14 protein-coding genes and 1 pseudogene are annotated in these 15538 nt (G+C 65.1%); 5 read left to right on the top strand and 10 right to left on the bottom strand.

Going from position 1 to position 15538, the window contains the following annotated elements:
- The first annotated feature begins 228 nt into the window (after positions 1–228).
- The gene (locus AC07WT_RS17665; RefSeq protein ID WP_494947940.1) at positions 229–897 is read left to right on the top strand and encodes a TetR family transcriptional regulator; all 669 of its coding nucleotides are present in this window, start codon (positions 229–231) and stop codon (positions 895–897) included.
- Positions 898–1031: 134 nt separating this feature from the next.
- Here the strand turns inward: AC07WT_RS17665 and AC07WT_RS17670 are convergent, their stop codons facing one another.
- Complete coding sequence (locus AC07WT_RS17670) at positions 1032–1664, bottom strand: cysteine hydrolase family protein (protein WP_494947941.1); 633 nt, start codon at positions 1662–1664, stop codon at positions 1032–1034.
- Between the two features lie 164 nt (positions 1665–1828).
- Between AC07WT_RS17670 and AC07WT_RS17675 the strand changes: the two genes are divergently transcribed.
- Positions 1829–2824: a helix-turn-helix domain-containing protein gene (locus tag AC07WT_RS17675; protein ID WP_494947942.1), complete on the top strand. Its 996-nt coding sequence runs from the start codon at positions 1829–1831 to the stop codon at positions 2822–2824.
- A 207-nt stretch (positions 2825–3031) separates the two neighbouring features.
- On the opposite strand, the gene AC07WT_RS17680 is transcribed toward AC07WT_RS17675, so the two are convergent.
- From AC07WT_RS17680 to AC07WT_RS17705, 6 genes are all read right to left on the bottom strand, one after another.
- Entirely contained in the window at positions 3032–3772 is a 741-nt protein-coding gene (locus AC07WT_RS17680; protein ID WP_494947943.1) for an SRPBCC family protein, read from the bottom strand.
- A gap of 33 nt (positions 3773–3805) precedes the next feature.
- Positions 3806–4222, bottom strand: coding sequence for a DUF427 domain-containing protein (locus AC07WT_RS17685; protein WP_494947944.1), 417 nt, complete (start codon positions 4220–4222; stop codon positions 3806–3808).
- Between the two features lie 153 nt (positions 4223–4375).
- A complete protein-coding gene (locus AC07WT_RS17690; protein WP_494947945.1) occupies positions 4376–4873 on the bottom strand; it encodes a carboxypeptidase regulatory-like domain-containing protein in 498 nt (165 codons plus the stop codon).
- Positions 4874–5189: 316 nt separating this feature from the next.
- Positions 5190–6707, bottom strand: a complete 1518-nt coding sequence (locus tag AC07WT_RS17695) for a DegQ family serine endoprotease (RefSeq protein WP_494947946.1) — start codon at positions 6705–6707, stop codon at positions 5190–5192.
- A gap of 156 nt (positions 6708–6863) precedes the next feature.
- The gene (locus AC07WT_RS17700) at positions 6864–8165 is read right to left on the bottom strand and encodes an ATP-binding protein (protein WP_492590433.1); all 1302 of its coding nucleotides are present in this window, start codon (positions 8163–8165) and stop codon (positions 6864–6866) included.
- Between the two features lie 4 nt (positions 8166–8169).
- Entirely contained in the window at positions 8170–8832 is a 663-nt protein-coding gene (locus tag AC07WT_RS17705; RefSeq protein WP_115098934.1) for a response regulator, read from the bottom strand.
- 180 nt (positions 8833–9012) lie between these two features.
- Between AC07WT_RS17705 and dacB the strand changes: the two genes are divergently transcribed.
- The 3 genes and pseudogenes from dacB (at position 9013) to AC07WT_RS17720 (ending at position 12444) form a co-directional block, all read left to right on the top strand.
- Positions 9013–10662 carry a D-alanyl-D-alanine carboxypeptidase/D-alanyl-D-alanine endopeptidase gene (gene dacB, locus AC07WT_RS17710; RefSeq protein WP_494947947.1) on the top strand — a complete coding sequence of 550 codons (1650 nt, stop codon included), beginning with the start codon at positions 9013–9015 and terminating at the stop codon, positions 10660–10662.
- A 203-nt stretch (positions 10663–10865) separates the two neighbouring features.
- Positions 10866–11090 (top strand): annotated as a pseudogene (locus AC07WT_RS17715) (sterol desaturase family protein); the annotation flags it as partial.
- 190 nt (positions 11091–11280) lie between these two features.
- A complete protein-coding gene (locus AC07WT_RS17720; protein WP_494947948.1) occupies positions 11281–12444 on the top strand; it encodes an SGNH/GDSL hydrolase family protein in 1164 nt (387 codons plus the stop codon).
- 213 nt (positions 12445–12657) lie between these two features.
- Here AC07WT_RS17720 and AC07WT_RS17725 read toward each other — a convergent pair whose 3' ends face one another.
- From AC07WT_RS17725 to purE, 3 genes are all read right to left on the bottom strand, one after another.
- Positions 12658–13692, bottom strand: coding sequence for an L-threonylcarbamoyladenylate synthase (locus AC07WT_RS17725; protein WP_494947949.1), 1035 nt, complete (start codon positions 13690–13692; stop codon positions 12658–12660).
- A gap of 10 nt (positions 13693–13702) precedes the next feature.
- Positions 13703–14899, bottom strand: a complete 1197-nt coding sequence (locus AC07WT_RS17730) for a 5-(carboxyamino)imidazole ribonucleotide synthase (protein WP_494947950.1) — start codon at positions 14897–14899, stop codon at positions 13703–13705.
- A 107-nt stretch (positions 14900–15006) separates the two neighbouring features.
- Complete coding sequence (purE, locus tag AC07WT_RS17735; RefSeq protein WP_492590428.1) at positions 15007–15525, bottom strand: 5-(carboxyamino)imidazole ribonucleotide mutase; 519 nt, start codon at positions 15523–15525, stop codon at positions 15007–15009.
- Positions 15526–15538: the final 13 nt, after the last annotated feature.

The raw sequence follows: 15538 nt of genomic DNA on the forward strand, positions 1-15538 counted from the left end.
TTGAAAGGCAACAGTGACGGATATTAACTGGTCGTCACGGCTTGGGCTATCCGATCGTGGGATGCTATTATATATACATTCACGAATGCATGTAAAAGTGCGTTTGCGTCTCTTGTGGGCGAGGGCCTGCAAGATCGACTCACAAAACGGTTAACTAAAGACAGATTGTCATTGAGCGCACTTAAAACCGCTCGGGAAAACCCCACAATCACGAAAGATCACACCAATATGGTCAGAAGAACCAAGGAAGAGGCGCAGGAGACGCGCAACAGCATTCTCGACGCGGCCGAACGGGTATTCTTCGAGAAGGGTGTATCGCGCACGTCGCTGGCCGACATTGCGCAAGCCGCCGGTGTCACGCGCGGCGCGATTTATTGGCATTTCGCGCACAAAGGCGATCTGTTTACCGAGATGTTCGACCGCGTGCTGCTGCCGCTGGACGAACTCAAGGCCGCCGCGCAAGACCCGAATGAGCCCGACCCGCTCGGACGCCTGATGGAAATCTGCACGGTCTGTCTGCGCGACACCACGAACGACCCGCGCCGCCGGCGCGTGTTCGACATCCTGTTTCTGAAATGCGAGTTCGTCGAAGATATGGGCCCGGTGATGGCCCGGTATCAGACCAACATGCGCGAAGCGCTCACGAAAATCGAAACCGGTCTGCGCAACGCAATCGCCAAAGGGCAAATGCCGGCCGACCTCGACACGAAGCTGGCGGCGTCGATGGTGCATGCGTTCGTCGGCGGTGCGCTGCGCGACATGCTGTTTCTGCCGGACGCCACCGATTTCGCCGCGCATGCGGAGCAGATGGTCGAAGGGATGTTCGACGCGCTGCGGCTGAGCCCGGCGCTGCGCAAGGACCATGCGGCGCGGCGCTCCGATCGGTCAGCTACCTAGATAGATACGGTGGATTCCAGGCGGCGGGCGGGTGTGCATTCACGCAACCCGCCCGCCGCCGTTTACGCGTGCCTGCGCGTGCCGCTATGTGGGTGCCGCTATAGGATGAGTTACGGCTTCACGCCGCCACCGCTTCACACCGCCGCCTGGCTGGCGCGCGCCTTCTGGTTCGAAGCGTAGATATTGCTGCGTTCGAGCGGCGTCCCGCCCTTCACTGCCGCGATCCATTGCTCCGTGCTCGCCACCGCCGCGAAGCGCGACTGCAGCACGACGCTGAATACCCGATGAATGTCCTGCGCGCTCGCAAAGCCCGCACTGTTTTCGTACGGCACCGAGCCCGTCGCGTCGTGCAGGAATTCGACCGCGAGGCCCATGTGCAACGCGTGATTGATGGTCGAGGCGTCGCAGTTGTGCGTCATGTAGCCGACTACTGTCAGCGTGTCGATCTGCTGCGCGGCGAGCCAGTCAGCCAGATCGGTCCCGGTGAAGGCGCTCGGCAGCGACTTCTCCACGTAGTGATCGCGAGCGCGCGTGCCCACCAGCGGATGCAGTTCCGCGCCGTCGCTGCCGCGCGCGAACAGCGGCGAGGTGGCCGGCGCGAAGTTTTGCGCGACCACCACCGGCACGCCGGCGGCACGCGCCGCATCCATCGCGCGGCCGATGTTGGCGAGCGAGGTTTGCACATCCGGGTATTCGATCGGCAGATCGCCCGTCACGTATTCGTTCTGCACGTCGATGACGATCAGCGCGCGGCGTGGTGTGGTCATGGCAAGACTCCTGTCAGATAAGGCTCGCGCTGCGTGGCCCGGGATGGGCGCTGAACAGGCAGCGGCGATGACTGCATTGTTCGCTTGCCGCAGTCTTACGGACAGTGACCCAAATGACAAGATTCGCTAGAATCGGGCCATCGTTGAATTTCATGGGATGGCAGATGACGGCACCGATCTCTTTATCAGCCGACGCGGCCGCCGCGCCTCGCCACATCGTCGCGGTGGTTGCGTTCAACCGCATCAGCCCGTTCCATCTTTCGGTGCCTTGCGTCGTCTTCGGCGAGGACCGCAGCGGCGGCGGCTTGCCCGACTTCGATTTTCGCGTGTGCGCGGCTGAGATGGGCGCGCTGACCACCACCGCCGGCTTCTCGATCGCCGTCACGCATGGGCTCGAAGCGCTCGCTTATGCCCAGACGATCATCGTGCCGAGCTGGCGCGATCCGGACGAAGCGCCACCCGCGGCCCTGCTCGATGCACTGCGGGCCGCGCATGCACGTGGCGCGCAGCTGGTCGGCTTGTGTCTGGGCGCGTTCGTGCTGGCCGCCGCCGGCATTCTCGACGAGCGGCCAGCGACCACCCATTGGGCATGGGCCGACGATTTCGCGCGCCGCTATCCGCGCGTGCGCCTCGACCCCGACGTGCTCTACGTCGACGACGGCAACGTGCTGACCTCAGCGGGCACTGCCGCCGGACTCGACTGCTGTCTGCACGTGCTGCGCAAGATGTGCGGCGCGCAGGCAGCGAACCATGTGGCGCGCCGACTCGTGGTCCCGCCGCATCGGCAGGGTGGCCAGGCGCAATACATCGAGCAGCCTGTGCCGCCGAACGTGCGCGGCGACCGGTTGTCGGGCCTGCTCGATTGGGTCAGCGGAAATCTGGACGCGCCGCACACGCTCGACTCGCTCGCCGAGCGCGCGCTGATGAGCCGCCGCACCTTCACGCGCCGCTTCCGTCTCGCTACCGGCACGACCGTCGGCGCGTGGCTGCTGTCGCAACGGCTCGCCCGCGCGCAGCAATTGCTCGAAAGCACGGACAAGTCGATCGAAGCAATTGCGGGAATCGCGGGCTTTGGCTCGACGGCCTCGTTGCGGCAGCATTTCGCGGAGGCGTTCCGCACTTCGCCGTCCGCGTGGCGGCGCGAGTTTCGCGGCGTATGAACGCGTATATGGAGACGCGTGAGAGCCTGCGGGGGCCGCAAAGGCCCCACGCAGCCAACAGCGTTTCGTAGCGAGTCACCGGGATTTCGTAGTCGCGCCGGCGCGACAGCAACAAGGCAGCAGCGCGGCAGCGACACGACAGCAACACGGCAGCGGAGCGGCAGCAGCGCGCCGGCGAGTTGAGTCGATCCGCGCCAAGCCGCGCCGTCAGTGCTCGCTGACCCAGCGCGCTACATACAGCAGCAGCGCGACCAGAAAAATCATCGCCGCCCACGCCCAGTAAGGGACCGCATGCGGATTGGGCTCGCGATGCGAAACCCCGTGCGAGGCGCTGGCGGCGCGCCCGGTCAGCGTATTGCCATGCTCAGGCGGGCGCGGACGCCGCGCGATGCCGCTGAGATTGATCGGCCGTAAAAAGACGTGCTGACGGCGCGCCGACGAACCGCGCGCGCGGTTCGGCCCTTGCCCATGCTTGGCCCGGACAACCGCGCCGAATTCGGTGAAAAAGTCGTCAGCGAGGTGATGCAGCGCGTTTTCGAGCTGCCGCGTCGGCAGCTCGGCGAGCGGCCCGGACGACGTCGCCCAGATCGTGTAATCGATCCGCGTGCCGCGCTCCCTGCCGATGCCGAGCGCGGCATCTTCCGCGCGCAGCCTGACTTCGATCTGTCCGCGCAGCGAGCCGATGCCCTCGGCGCGAGCCTTGAAGTTGATGGTGCGGCGCTGCGCCTCCGCCGGCCCGGAGTCCTGGCCGGCGACATGCGCGCGCGCTTCGTAACGCGCGCGCAAAGGTCCAAGCGGCACGGTCAGGGTCAACGCATATTCGCCGCGGCCAAGCCGCGTGAACGACTCGCAGTTGTCGAGGCTGGCACGTAACAAAGCGAGATCCTGCAACGCGTCCCAAACGTCGGAAGGCGCGAGCGGAATTCTCAACGCGTCGTTCAGTTCCATGACAGCCTCCCCGATGAACGCGCGACTGCGGGATCAGGATGTCTGATCGATACGGTCGACGCGCGATGCGTAAAACGCGAGATACCCTTTGATCTGTTGCACCGCTTCGAGCGGCGTCTCATAGGTCCACACGGCGTTTTCGATCAGGCCGTCTTCGGTGCGCAAATGAAAGTACGAAGCATGGCCCTTGAACGGGCAATGCGAAGTATGCGTGGACCGTTCGAGCCGCGCCATGTTCACGTCGGCGCGCGGAAAATAGAACACGTCTGGCAGACCGGTTTCGGCGAGCGTCAAGGCTGCTTGCGTGTCGGCCATCGTGACGCCGCCGTGAATCACACGAACCCGGTGGTGGTTGCCGGTAATGACGACGGTGTGCCCGCCCGAGCTTGCGCCGGCGCCCGGGCTTGGGCTTGGGCTTGGGCTTCCGTGAGGTGTCAAGGCATCGCTCATGTCTCGGCTCCGTGATGATGTGTGGTCGTGCAAACAAAAAAAGCCGCGGGGCGCACCCGCGGCTTCATTATCAGCCAAACTCCGGCCGATTGCGCGGCCTTCCTGCGCTTTGCCGGACGATCCGTACGGCAAAAGGTCAGGAAAACCAGGCGATTACTGGATATTCCAGTAGAACGCAGCCTTGGCGCTGCCTTTGGCAGGGACTGTCACCGCCCTCGACTGGTCGCGATCCTTGTATTGCGCGTGAACGGTGTAGCGGCCCGGGCGCAGCTTGACCAGCATGTACGGTCCGCGCGACGTGGCGCTCAGCACCTCGCCGTTATGGGCATCGACCACCCGCACGTGGACGTCGGCGAGATAGTCGGAGCCGGGGCCCGTAAAACGCAACGACAGCGGCCACAGGTTTTGCGCCTGCTGCAACGCCTTCGATTCGTCGAGACCGACGCCGCCCGACACGAACGATACGTCGCCCTGCTGCTGAATTTGCGGCAGGCCGCCACCGTTGGCGTTGCCGGCGCTAGTTTCATCGGTGGTCGTGCCGCCTGCCACTTCGCTCGCCTGCTGCGCATAAGCGCCGCCCGCCAGACCGAGCGTGAGCGCTGCGCATACCGCAGCGGCTACGATCCTTCGCTGATTGCGTTGGGTTTTCATCGGTTCGCTCCCTTTAAGGTTCTCGCCATCCGGTCCCTCTGGAGAGGGCCGGATTGACTCAGAAGACGCAACCTGCATGCCAACAAGCTGGTCGCATCGCGCTCAAACCGCTGCTTCGCCGCGCCGGGTGGCGCTCGGCGAGATTTTCGATGGCGCCCGAAGCGGTAAAAGAAAGCCGGTCTGTCGGCAGTAAGTGCAACAGACCGGCAAGCGTTACTTCATGAACCTTGGCGAATTGGTCAGAGAATTGGCCAGAAGCCGGGCCAAAACTTCGACCAACCATCAGACCAAAAGCAGGCCAAAGTCAGGTCAAAAATCAGCCAAGATCGACCGGCACAAAGATCTGCGCATTGTCGCGCTGGATCAGCAACGCGATGCTGTTGCCGGCGCCGGCGATCATCTGCTTCAGCTGATCGACGCTCGTCACCGGACGGCCGTTGACCGCGAGAATCACGTCGCCCGGCTGGATGCCGGCGCTTTCAGCCGCCCCGCCCGATTGCTGCACCAGCAGACCGTGCGACACCGACGCGCCGTTCTTCTCTTCCGGCGTGAGCGGCCGCACTGCCACGCCGAGACGGCCTTGCAACTGCGCCGGCTGATCGGCCTTGTCCGAGGCGAGCTTCGCATCCGACAGCGAGCCGATGGTCACCTTCAGATCCCTGGTGGCCTTGTCGCGCCACACCTGCACGGTGGCCGAGCTGCCCGGCGCGAGACCCGCGACCTGCGACGGCAGATCCGTCGAGTCGCCCACCGGCTCGCCGTTCACCGACAGGATCACGTCGCCCGGCTGCAAGCCGGCCTTGGCGGCCGGACCGCCCGAATCGACCGAACTGACGAGCGCGCCTTGCGGCTTCTGCATCCCGAACGAATCGGCGAGCGTCTGGTTCATGCCCTGCACCGCGACGCCGAGCCGTCCGCGGCTCACGTGGCCGGTCTTGACGATATCGTCCTTGACCTTGATCGCCTCATTGATCGGGATCGCGAACGAAAGGCCCTGGAAGCCGCCGGTCTGCGAGTAGATCATCGAGTTGATGCCGATCACTTCGCCTTGCAGATTGAACAGCGGACCACCCGAGTTGCCCGGATTGACCGGCACGTCGGTCTGGATGAACGGCGTGTAATTTTCGTTAGGCAGCGAGCGCGACTTCGCGCTGATGATGCCCGAGGTCACGGTGTTATCGAAACCGTAAGGCGAGCCGATCGCGACCACCCACTGCCCGACCTTGCTTTGACGCGGGTCGCCGATCTTCACGGTCGGCAGGCTGCTCGCGTCGATCTTCAATACGGCGACGTCCGACTGCTTGTCGGCGCCGACCACCTTGGCGCGGAATTCGCGCTTGTCGGTCAGCCGCACGGTCACGACGTTCGCGCCGTCCACCACGTGCGCATTGGTCAGGATATAGCCGTCATTGCTGACAATGAATCCCGAGCCCAGGCTCGCGCTCGGCTGATCCGGCGCATCGCCGCCGTCGCCGCCCTGCATGCCCGGCACGCCGCCGAAGAAGTGCTTGTAGAACTGGTAGAAAGGATCGCTCGGATCGATCGGCAACTGATTGCCGCCGCCACCGTTACCGCCGCCGTTGCCACGCAGCGCGGCCTGCTTGACCACATGCTTTGCGCTGATGTTGACGACGGCCGGGCCGTAGGTTTCGACCAACCCGGAGAAATCGGGAATGCCTGTTTTCGCGGCGGCTTCGGCGGGCATCATCGCGGCTTGCGCCGGCGTGATGACCTGCGGCGCGGGAACGTCGCGATGTCCCGCCACATAACCGGCGGACAGCGCAACGGCGAGCGCTACTGCTATAGCGCTACGGGACAAGGTTTTCGCGTTCATCGTGTACTCCTGACTGGGAGAGAGAGGCTTCTGGATGTCACGAAGCGTACGTGGCATCGCTTAAAAGAGTCTTAAGCAGCGCCAGATCGCTTGAGCCCTGATTTAGCCCGGTTTTAAGGCTGTTTTAAGCCTCTTTCCCTACAGGAAGCTGCACGTTCAGAAGCGAACGGTGACCTGCAATCCGCCCGCCCGCGACTCGTCGAGCGTCACCGCCGCGTGGTGTTGCGTGGCGATGCGGCGCACGATCGCGAGGCCGAGGCCGGTGCCCGCCACGTCGGTGCGCACGCGGTTCGCGCCGGCGCCGGCGCGATAGAAACGATCGAACACGCGATCGCGTTCGGACGGCTCGATGCCCGGCCCGCTGTCGGCGATCCGCACCACCGGGTGCCCGTCTTCCACATGCAGGCTGACGTCGACACGGCCGCTGCGCGGCGTGTACTTGGTCGCGTTGTCCACGAGGTTGTTGAACATCACACGCAGCGCGTCGGCGTCGCCGGTCACCCTGGCCGCCTCGCTCGCCTCGATGCCGAGATCGACGCCACGATTCTGCGCAAGCGGCGCGTAAGCCGCGACGCAGTCACGCAGCAGCGCGCGCAGATCGATCGCGTCGCTGACGGTCAGACCGTCCGGCTCCGAACGCGCGAGCGCCAGCAACTGTTCAGCAAGACGCGTCGCGCGCGTGACGCCGGCTTGCAGATCGGTGAGCGCTTCATTGCGCGCCGTATCGTCTTTCGCGCGCGCCACCAGTTGCGATTGAATCTGCACGGCGGCGAGCGGCGTGCGCAGTTCGTGCGCGGCATCGGCGACAAAAGCTTTCTGAATGTCGAGCGCGGTGGCGAGCCGCTCGAGCAGGCCGTTCAGAGCGCGCACGAGCGGCTGCACTTCGAGCGGCAGGCCCTGATCGGGCAACGGATCCAACGCTTCCGGGCGACGCGCGTCGAGCGCGCTCGTCACGCGCCGCAGCGGCCGGAGCCCGCGCCCGACGATCATCCACACCGCAAGGCCCATCAGCGGCAGCAACACGATCAGCGGCCATAAGGTGCGCAGCGCGACATTCGCCGCCAGCCGGTTGCGCACGGACACCGGCTGCGCCAGCTGCACGACGTTATCGCCGACGATTGCGCCGTACACGCGCCAATCCCCACGGTCGGTATGCTCGGTGGAAAAGCCGAGTTCGGCACGCGGCGCAAGCGGCGCACGCGGACGCGAGTAGTACATCAGCACGCCGTTGCGATTCCAGATTTGCAGCACGATGCCTTCGTCGCCGGTGTCGCGCGAACCGAGCACTTGCGAGAATGGTTCCGACGGCAGCGCCGCGGCGATCTGCTCCAGCTGGTAATCGAACAGTTCGTTGGCTTCGGCGAGCGCCTGCCGGTAAATCAGCCAACCCGCAATGCCGACGCCGAGCAGCACCAGCGCCAGCAGCCAGAACAACAATTGACGGCGAATCGAACGCATCGGCTCAGGCGTCCTTCGCGATCATGTAGCCGAGACCGCGCACGTTGCGGATCAGATCCGCGCCGAGTTTCTTGCGCAGCGCGTGAATGTAGACCTCGACGGTATTGCTGCCGATTTCCTCACCCCAGCCGTACATCTTTTCTTCGAGCTGGCTCTTCGAGAGCACCGCGCCCGGCCGTGCGAGCAGCGCTTCGAGCAGCGCGAATTCACGCGCGGACAACGCGACCGGCGCGCCGTCGAGCGTAACCTGATGCGAGGCCGGATCGAGCGTCAGATTGCCGTGGCGGATCGTCGAATCGCTGCGGCCCGATTGCCGGCGAATCAGCGCGCGCATGCGGGCGCCGAGTTCGTCGAGATCGAAAGGTTTGACGAGGTAATCGTCGGCGCCGGCATCGAGGCCTTTGACGCGATCGGCGACCGCGTCGCGCGCGGTGACGATCAGCACCGGCAGCGCATGGCCGCGCGCGCGCAGCGTACGCAGCACGTCGAGGCCGTCACGTTTGGGCAGGCCGAGGTCGAGCAGCACCAGATCGTAAGGTTGGCTGGCCGCCGCGCTCAGCGCCGCCTCGCCGTCTTCCACCCAGTCGACCGCGAAGCCTTCGCCGCGTAGCGCTTTGCGCACGCCCTCGGCAATCATCCGGTCGTCTTCGACTAGCAAAATGCGCATGGCAGTACGGTCCTGAAACATTCATTGATGCCGCATTCTAGCGCCCGCCCCCGAGGTGCGCGTCGCACGACGCTTTTTCACCGCAGCCTCACGGCATGTCTCTACAATGGGCGCTTTGCGTCGCGCGGCTGAATGAATGCCCGTGCTCTACGCCCTGAAATCCTGCTTTTTCGCCCGTCCATGACGCACGCTTTCCTGTCTTCTCTCACACGCCATGTGGCGCCGCGCCCGCTCCGTTGTGCCACTGCCGGTCCCACGCCACGCCGGTTCGCGCCGCGCACGGCGGCGTTGCTGCTCGCCTGCGCCGCACTCGCCTGCGGCACGGCGCTGCCACTGTCCGCTCAGGCCCGCGTCAAGGCGAAGCATCCAAGCGTCAACGTCAGCACGGTTCTGCCGCAATCCGTGATGGCCGGCTTGCAGCGCGCTCACGTGCCGTTGTCGTCGATCAGCGTGGTGGTCGAAAAGGTCGGCGACCGCACGCCGATCGTCGCGCTGAACGCCGGTAAGCCGATGATGCCCGCCTCGACGATGAAACTCGTCACCACCTACTCCGGCCTGTCGATGCTCGGCCCGGACTATCGCTGGCGCACCAGCGCCTACGCGGACGGCACGGTGGACGGCAACGGCGTGCTGCACGGCAATCTGTACATTCAGGGCACCGGCGATCCGAAGCTCGTGCCCGAAGAACTGATCGATCTGGTGCAGAAGATCCACAAGGCGGGTATCACTGGCCTCGACGGCGCGCTGGTGCTCGACAAACGCTACTTCGACGCCTCGACGCGCGACCTGCCGCCCTTCGACGACGACACCACCGCGCCGTACAACGTCGGCCCCGATCCTCTGCTGTATGCGTTCAAATCGCTGTCGTTCACGCTGACGCCGTCGCCGGACGGCAGCGTCGCGATCGACGTGCTGCCTGCGCTCGCGCAATTGCAGATCGACAATCAGATGCGCGCGGTCAACGGCCCCTGCCGCGGCGACGCAGCCTCCGTCTCGCCGAGCGTCACGCCGCAGCCGAATGGCACGGTGGTGGCGTCGTTCAACGGCGACTACTCGGTGCGCTGCGGCCCGCGCACGATCAACGTTGCCGTGCTCGATCACTCCGCGTTCTTCGCGGGCGGCTTCCTCGCGCTGTGGCAGCAAACCGGCGGCACCTTCAGCGGCGCAACCCGCGAAGGCCAGGTGCCCACCGGCGCGCGCCTGATCGCGACGCACCAGGGGCCGATGCTGTCCGACATCGTTCGCGACATCAACAAGTTCAGCAACAACACGATGGCGCGCAACCTGTTCCTGACGATCGGCGCGACGGAAGAACAGCCGCCCGCCACGCCGGCCAAATCGGCGCGCGCGATCCAGGCATTCCTGCGCCGCGACGCGATCAACATGGAGTACCTGACGCTCGACAACGGCTCGGGCCTGTCGCGCGACGAGCACGTCACCGCGCTCGCGCTCGCCGATCTGCTGCAGCGGGCCAACGCGAGCCCGGTGGCTCAGGTATTCGTCGAGTCGCTGCCGATCGCGGGCGTCGACGGCACGATGCGCAACCGCTTGGCCAACCAGGGCGCGGGCGGCAACGCGCACATCAAGACCGGCACGCTGCGCGACGTGCGGGCGATCGCGGGCTATGTCGCGTCGGCGGACGGCAACAGCTATGTCGTCGTCAGCCTGATCAACGACTCGCATTCGGAAGCCGCGCGCGCCGCGCACGACGCGTTGCTCGAATGGGTGTATCAGGGCCCCGCTCAGGGTTTCACGCAACCGCTTGCGGAAGCCGCTGACCCGACGCGCAGCAAGCCCAGGAAAAACCCGCACAAGCGCGGAGCCCATTGAGGATTCCTTCTAGCGAAGCCGCACGCGGCAACGCGTCCGAGCGTGTACGCTGTCGGGCAGTGTTTGAAGGGCGCGCGGAAACCGCAATGCGCGGTGCATGAGCTGCGCGCCGGTTACGGCCGCGCGGGCGTGGCCCAATCAAACGATAACGACAACGTCCGCTGCGGCAAGCGCAGCGGCCAGGGACCACGGAGGAAGACCCGATGCAATTCGATGCCGAATTGCTGCTGCTCGCCATGGCGCCAGTCTTTCTCGCATGCATCGGCTGGGAGGCGCGGCACCTGCGGCGCACGCGCCCCGGCGCGCGGCTCTATAGCTGGCGCGACACGCTCTGCAACGCCGCGCTCGCACTGATGCAGAAAGCCGTGCGTGGCTGGCGCAATAAATTGCGCGCACTGTTCGCGCCGCCCGCATGGGCTGCGGATTATCACGCACGCCGCGCCGCCAGGTCTGCGGTATCGGGCAAAGAAACCAGCATCAATGAGAACAATACGGCCGCGTTTCGAACGTCGCGCAGGCCGTAGAAGATTCTGTAAGCTGTCGCCACGCCGCCGACGCGGCGGGCGCTGCCTGCAGCACATGGCACAAGGGCCAAACATACGAGGAGATGCAGTCAACATGAAACAAACAGCATCGAAGAAGCGCAGTTTCGTACGCGTCACGCAGATCGCTATCGCCAGTGCCGCGTTTGCGCTGCTCGCGGCTTGCGGCGGCAGCAGCGATAACAACAGCTCGAGCAGCAGCACGCCTGCTGGCGGTGTGAAATTGCAGGTCGTGTCGTTCGGCGACAGCTTGTCGGACGTCGGCACGTATGCGCCGGTGATCCTGGCGAACTTCGGCGGCGGCCGCTTCACGACCAACCCTGGCGAAGTGTGGACGCAAAAGGTTGCCGAGTACTATGGCGACACGCTGACGGCGGCGGCGCTCGGCGGCTTTGGCCAGCCGCTCGTGAACACTTCCGGTCTTGGCTATGCGCAGGGCGGCGCGCGTGTGGTGGACCCGAACGGTCCGGGTCATGCGCCGGCTGGCCAGCCGAGTTACGCGCAGGCCACCACGGTGCCGATTGTCACGCAGGTGCAGAACTATCTGAGCGCGCACGGCAGCTTCAATTCGAATCAGCTGGTGCTGGTGAACGGCGGCGCGAACGACATCTTCACGCAACTCCCGGCGCTGGCGACCGCGATCACGACGGACATCGCGGGCGGCATGAGCAGCCAGTTGGCCGTGCAAACGGAAACGCTCAAGACGCTTGGGCCGGTGGCGGCTGCGTTGGCTCAACAGGTCGGCGTGATCTTGCAGAGCGGCGCGACCCATGTGGTGGTGTCGAATGTGCCGGATATCGGCTCGACGCCGCTGGCGCTGCAGGAGGTCAAGACTTTGGGCGCACAGGCACCGGCTTTGATGACGGGCATCACGCAGGTCTACAACGCCGCGTTTTTCGGTGCATTGCAGCAGGCCGGCATTTACAGCAAAGTCATTCCGATCGATGCTTTTACGTGGCAGGACAACTTGATGGCCAATGCCGCGGCCAGCGGCTTTACGGTGACGAACACGGACACGGCGTGCAATTTGACTGCCATGGCGCAGGCTGCGGCGAAGTTTGGCGAGCCTGATCCGACGGCGTTTGCTCGTTCATTGTTCTGTTCCCCGCAGACGTATACGGTCGCGGGCGCGGACCAGACTTATATGTTTGCTGATACGGTGCACCCGACTACGCATGTGCACGCGCTTTTTGCACAGTATGTGCAGTCGCAGGTCGCTGCCAGCGGGCTTGGGAAATAGTTTGGGTTTTGCCGCTACGCGGCGGCGAGATTTTTGTTTCGCGGGACGCCCGGCTATCTGGTTGGCTGGGCGTTTTTGCTTTTTTGCCCGCACAGCGGCGCGATGGACTGTCGGTCTACGGCGCACAACCCAAAGCGCCGCGAAGGCAAAAAGAATCAATAAAAACCAACGCCGCAGGCAAACAACCCGGCCAGGCGTTACGCGCAAAAAACCTCAACTTTGTGCTTCAAAAGCAGCCGCCGCTCTCCCGAGCCGATCATTGACGGCGATCCACTCGATCGTATCCGGCAGCTTCTCAATCAGAATCCGCGACACGTTCGCTCGATCCAGCGCGCGCAGCAAGCCATACAACTCGCGCGCATAAACATGCGGATCCTCAGGCGCGGCAATGAAATGCACGCCATCCGCATCCACCCACCGCCCAGCGCGAGAAACCCGCGCCACCAACGCCACGCGTTCGCCGCTCTGCCGCGCAGCGAGCAAAGGCTCAAGCGCATCGAACGGCAACAAAGCCAACGGCGTCTGCGGCGCATAGTGCGCCTTCAAAGTCCCGGAAGCCCGCGGCGCGGTCGCATCCGAACCATCCGCCAATCGCGGCGCCTCGCCGAGCACATCGGCAATGTCTTGCGGCGTCACCCGCCCGGGCCTCAGCAGCGCCGGAAACCCCCGCGATAAATCCAGAATCGTGGACTCAATCCCGACATCCGACGCGCCACCGTCCAGCACATGAATCGCGCTGCCAAACTCGTCCCGCACATGCTGCGCCGTAGTCGGACTGACATGGCCAAAACGATTCGCCGACGGCGCAGCCACACCACCATGCCCGCCGCGCAACGCGCTGAACGCCTCCAGCAAGGCTTGCGCAACCGGATGCGACGGACACCGCAACCCCACCGAATCCTGTCCGCCGCTCACCGCCGCCGGAATCCTCGCGGCGCGCTTCAGAATCAACGTCAGCGGCCCCGGCCAGAACGCGTCGATCAGGCGCTGCGCCTCGGCAGGCAAATGCTCGACCCAGTAGTGCGGATCGCCCTGCGGCGCCAGATGCACGATCACCGGATGATTCGCCGGCCGCCCCTTCGCCACGTATATGCGCGCGACCGCTTCCGGACTCTCGGCGTCGCCGCCCAGACCATAGACGGTCTCAGTCGGAAACGCGACCAGCTCGCCGGCATCCAGCAACGCTGCCGCGTGCTCGATCTGCGCAGCGCTCACAGCGCCCTCGGAGGGTTTGGTTTGATCCGGCATGGCGCTCGCGTCAGCTCCTGAGGATATGCAGGAGCCGCGCGCAATCGCGAGCGGACGTGCGGGCTTCCTCGAGCGTCGCGGCGGTGAAGTTCACGTGACCCATCTTGCGGCCGCAACGCGCCTCCTCCTTGCCGTACAGATGCAATCGCGCCGCCGGCATCGCCGCCACTTCGTGCCACGGCGGCGTGACCGCCGCGCGCTTCGGGCCGTCCGGGAACCAGACGTCGCCGAGAATGTTCAGCATCACCGTCGGCGAATGCTGACGTGTGTCGCCGAGCGGCATGCCGGTCATCGCGCGCACCTGCTGTTCGAATTGGCTGGTCGCGCAGGCATCGACGGTGTAGTGGCCGGAATTGTGCGGACGCGGCGCCATTTCGTTGGCCACCAGCGAACCGTCTTCCAGAATGAAGAACTCGACGCACAACACGCCCACATAGCCGAGCTTGTCGGCGATTTGCAGCGCGGCTTGCTGCGCCTGGGCAACCAGCGTCGGGCTCGCATCCGGCGCGGGAACGATGGTGTGCGACAGCACGCCGTCGCGATGCGTGTTCTGCGCGAGCGGATACACCACCGACGCGCCGCTCGACGCGCGCGCAATCAGCGCGGACACTTCGAATTTCAGCGGCAAGCGCTTTTCCAGCACGCACGGCACGCCCGCCAGCGATGCATGCGCCTCGCGCACTTCCTCGGCGTTGCGCACACGAATCTGGCCTTTTCCGTCGTAGCCGAGGCGCGCGGTTTTGAGGATGCCGGGCAGTACGGTTTCGAGCTTCGCATCGTCGAGCGCGGCAAGCGCATCCGACGATTCGATCACCACGTGCGGCGCCACCGTCACGCCCGACGACGCAATAAAGCGCTTCTCGGCGATCCGGTCCTGCGCCACCGCGACGCAACGGCCAGCCGGGCTGACGAAGGTGGTCTTCGCGAGAAAGTCGAGGCTCGCAGCCGGCACGTTCTCGAATTCGGTCGACACCGCCGCGCACAGCCGCGCGAGTTCGGTAAGCGACGCTTCGTCGTCGTAAGACGCGCGCAGATGGCGGTCGGCGACGGCGCCCGCCGGACTGTTTTCGTCCGGGTCGAGCACGGCGACGCGATAGCCCATCGCCTGGGCGGCAAAGCAGAACATGCGGCCGAGCTGGCCGCCACCGACCATGCCAAGCCATGCGCCGGGCAGAATCGGTGAAACCGGTGTGTTGTCTGGGTTCATCTTAGTGGTTGGTCGCGGCCGGGTGCGCATGCATTCGTGCAATTCGTGCACGCGCGCCCGGCCGGGGGTCAGACATGGGGACGTCTAAAAGCAATCAGCCTTTGCGCTTACAGCGCAGGCAGCACCATCGCGTGGGCCGCTTCGTTCTGACGCACGCGGAACGCTGCCAGTTTCTCTGCATACTCGGCGCTCGTGCCGCTCAGGATCGACACCGCGAACAGCGCCGCATTCGCCGCGCCCGCTTCGCCGATCGCAAACGTCGCGACCGGCACGCCCTTGGGCATCTGCACGATCGAATGCAGCGAATCCACACCCTTCAGATACTTGCTCGCCACCGGCACGCCGAGCACCGGCACCGTGGTCTTGGCGGCCAGCATGCCCGGCAGATGCGCGGCGCCGCCCGCGCCCGCGATGATCGCGCGAATGCCGCGCTCGCGCGCGCTCTGCGCATACGCAAACATCTCGTCGGGCATCCGGTGCGCGGACACGACCTTCGCCTCGTACGGCACGCCGAATTCCTGCAGGATCGCCACGGCGTTCTTCATCACTTCCCAATCGGAACTGGACCCCATCAGCACGCCGACAACAGGCGCGCTATGCGTATGGGCGGTCTGGACTTCACTCATCTTACGGCTTCCT

The organism is Paraburkholderia sp. GW821-FHT02A12, from assembly GCF_059422005.1.

Coding starts and splice junctions, on each gene's coding strand:
- AC07WT_RS17725 (WP_494947949.1), bottom strand. CDS start 13,692: ATGCCGGATCAAACCAAACCCTCCGAGGGCGCTGTGAGCGCTGCGCAG.
- AC07WT_RS17700 (WP_492590433.1), bottom strand. CDS start 8,165: ATGCGTTCGATTCGCCGTCAATTGTTGTTCTGGCTGCTGGCGCTGGTG.
- AC07WT_RS17705 (WP_115098934.1), bottom strand. CDS start 8,832: ATGCGCATTTTGCTAGTCGAAGACGACCGGATGATTGCCGAGGGCGTG.
- AC07WT_RS17665 (WP_494947940.1), top strand. CDS start 229: ATGGTCAGAAGAACCAAGGAAGAGGCGCAGGAGACGCGCAACAGCATT.
- AC07WT_RS17690 (WP_494947945.1), bottom strand. CDS start 4,873: ATGAAAACCCAACGCAATCAGCGAAGGATCGTAGCCGCTGCGGTATGC.
- dacB (WP_494947947.1), top strand. CDS start 9,013: ATGACGCACGCTTTCCTGTCTTCTCTCACACGCCATGTGGCGCCGCGC.
- AC07WT_RS17670 (WP_494947941.1), bottom strand. CDS start 1,664: ATGACCACACCACGCCGCGCGCTGATCGTCATCGACGTGCAGAACGAA.
- AC07WT_RS17680 (WP_494947943.1), bottom strand. CDS start 3,772: ATGGAACTGAACGACGCGTTGAGAATTCCGCTCGCGCCTTCCGACGTT.
- AC07WT_RS17730 (WP_494947950.1), bottom strand. CDS start 14,899: ATGAACCCAGACAACACACCGGTTTCACCGATTCTGCCCGGCGCATGG.
- AC07WT_RS17675 (WP_494947942.1), top strand. CDS start 1,829: ATGACGGCACCGATCTCTTTATCAGCCGACGCGGCCGCCGCGCCTCGC.
- AC07WT_RS17720 (WP_494947948.1), top strand. CDS start 11,281: ATGAAACAAACAGCATCGAAGAAGCGCAGTTTCGTACGCGTCACGCAG.
- AC07WT_RS17695 (WP_494947946.1), bottom strand. CDS start 6,707: ATGAACGCGAAAACCTTGTCCCGTAGCGCTATAGCAGTAGCGCTCGCC.
- purE (WP_492590428.1), bottom strand. CDS start 15,525: ATGAGTGAAGTCCAGACCGCCCATACGCATAGCGCGCCTGTTGTCGGC.
- AC07WT_RS17685 (WP_494947944.1), bottom strand. CDS start 4,222: ATGAGCGATGCCTTGACACCTCACGGAAGCCCAAGCCCAAGCCCAAGC.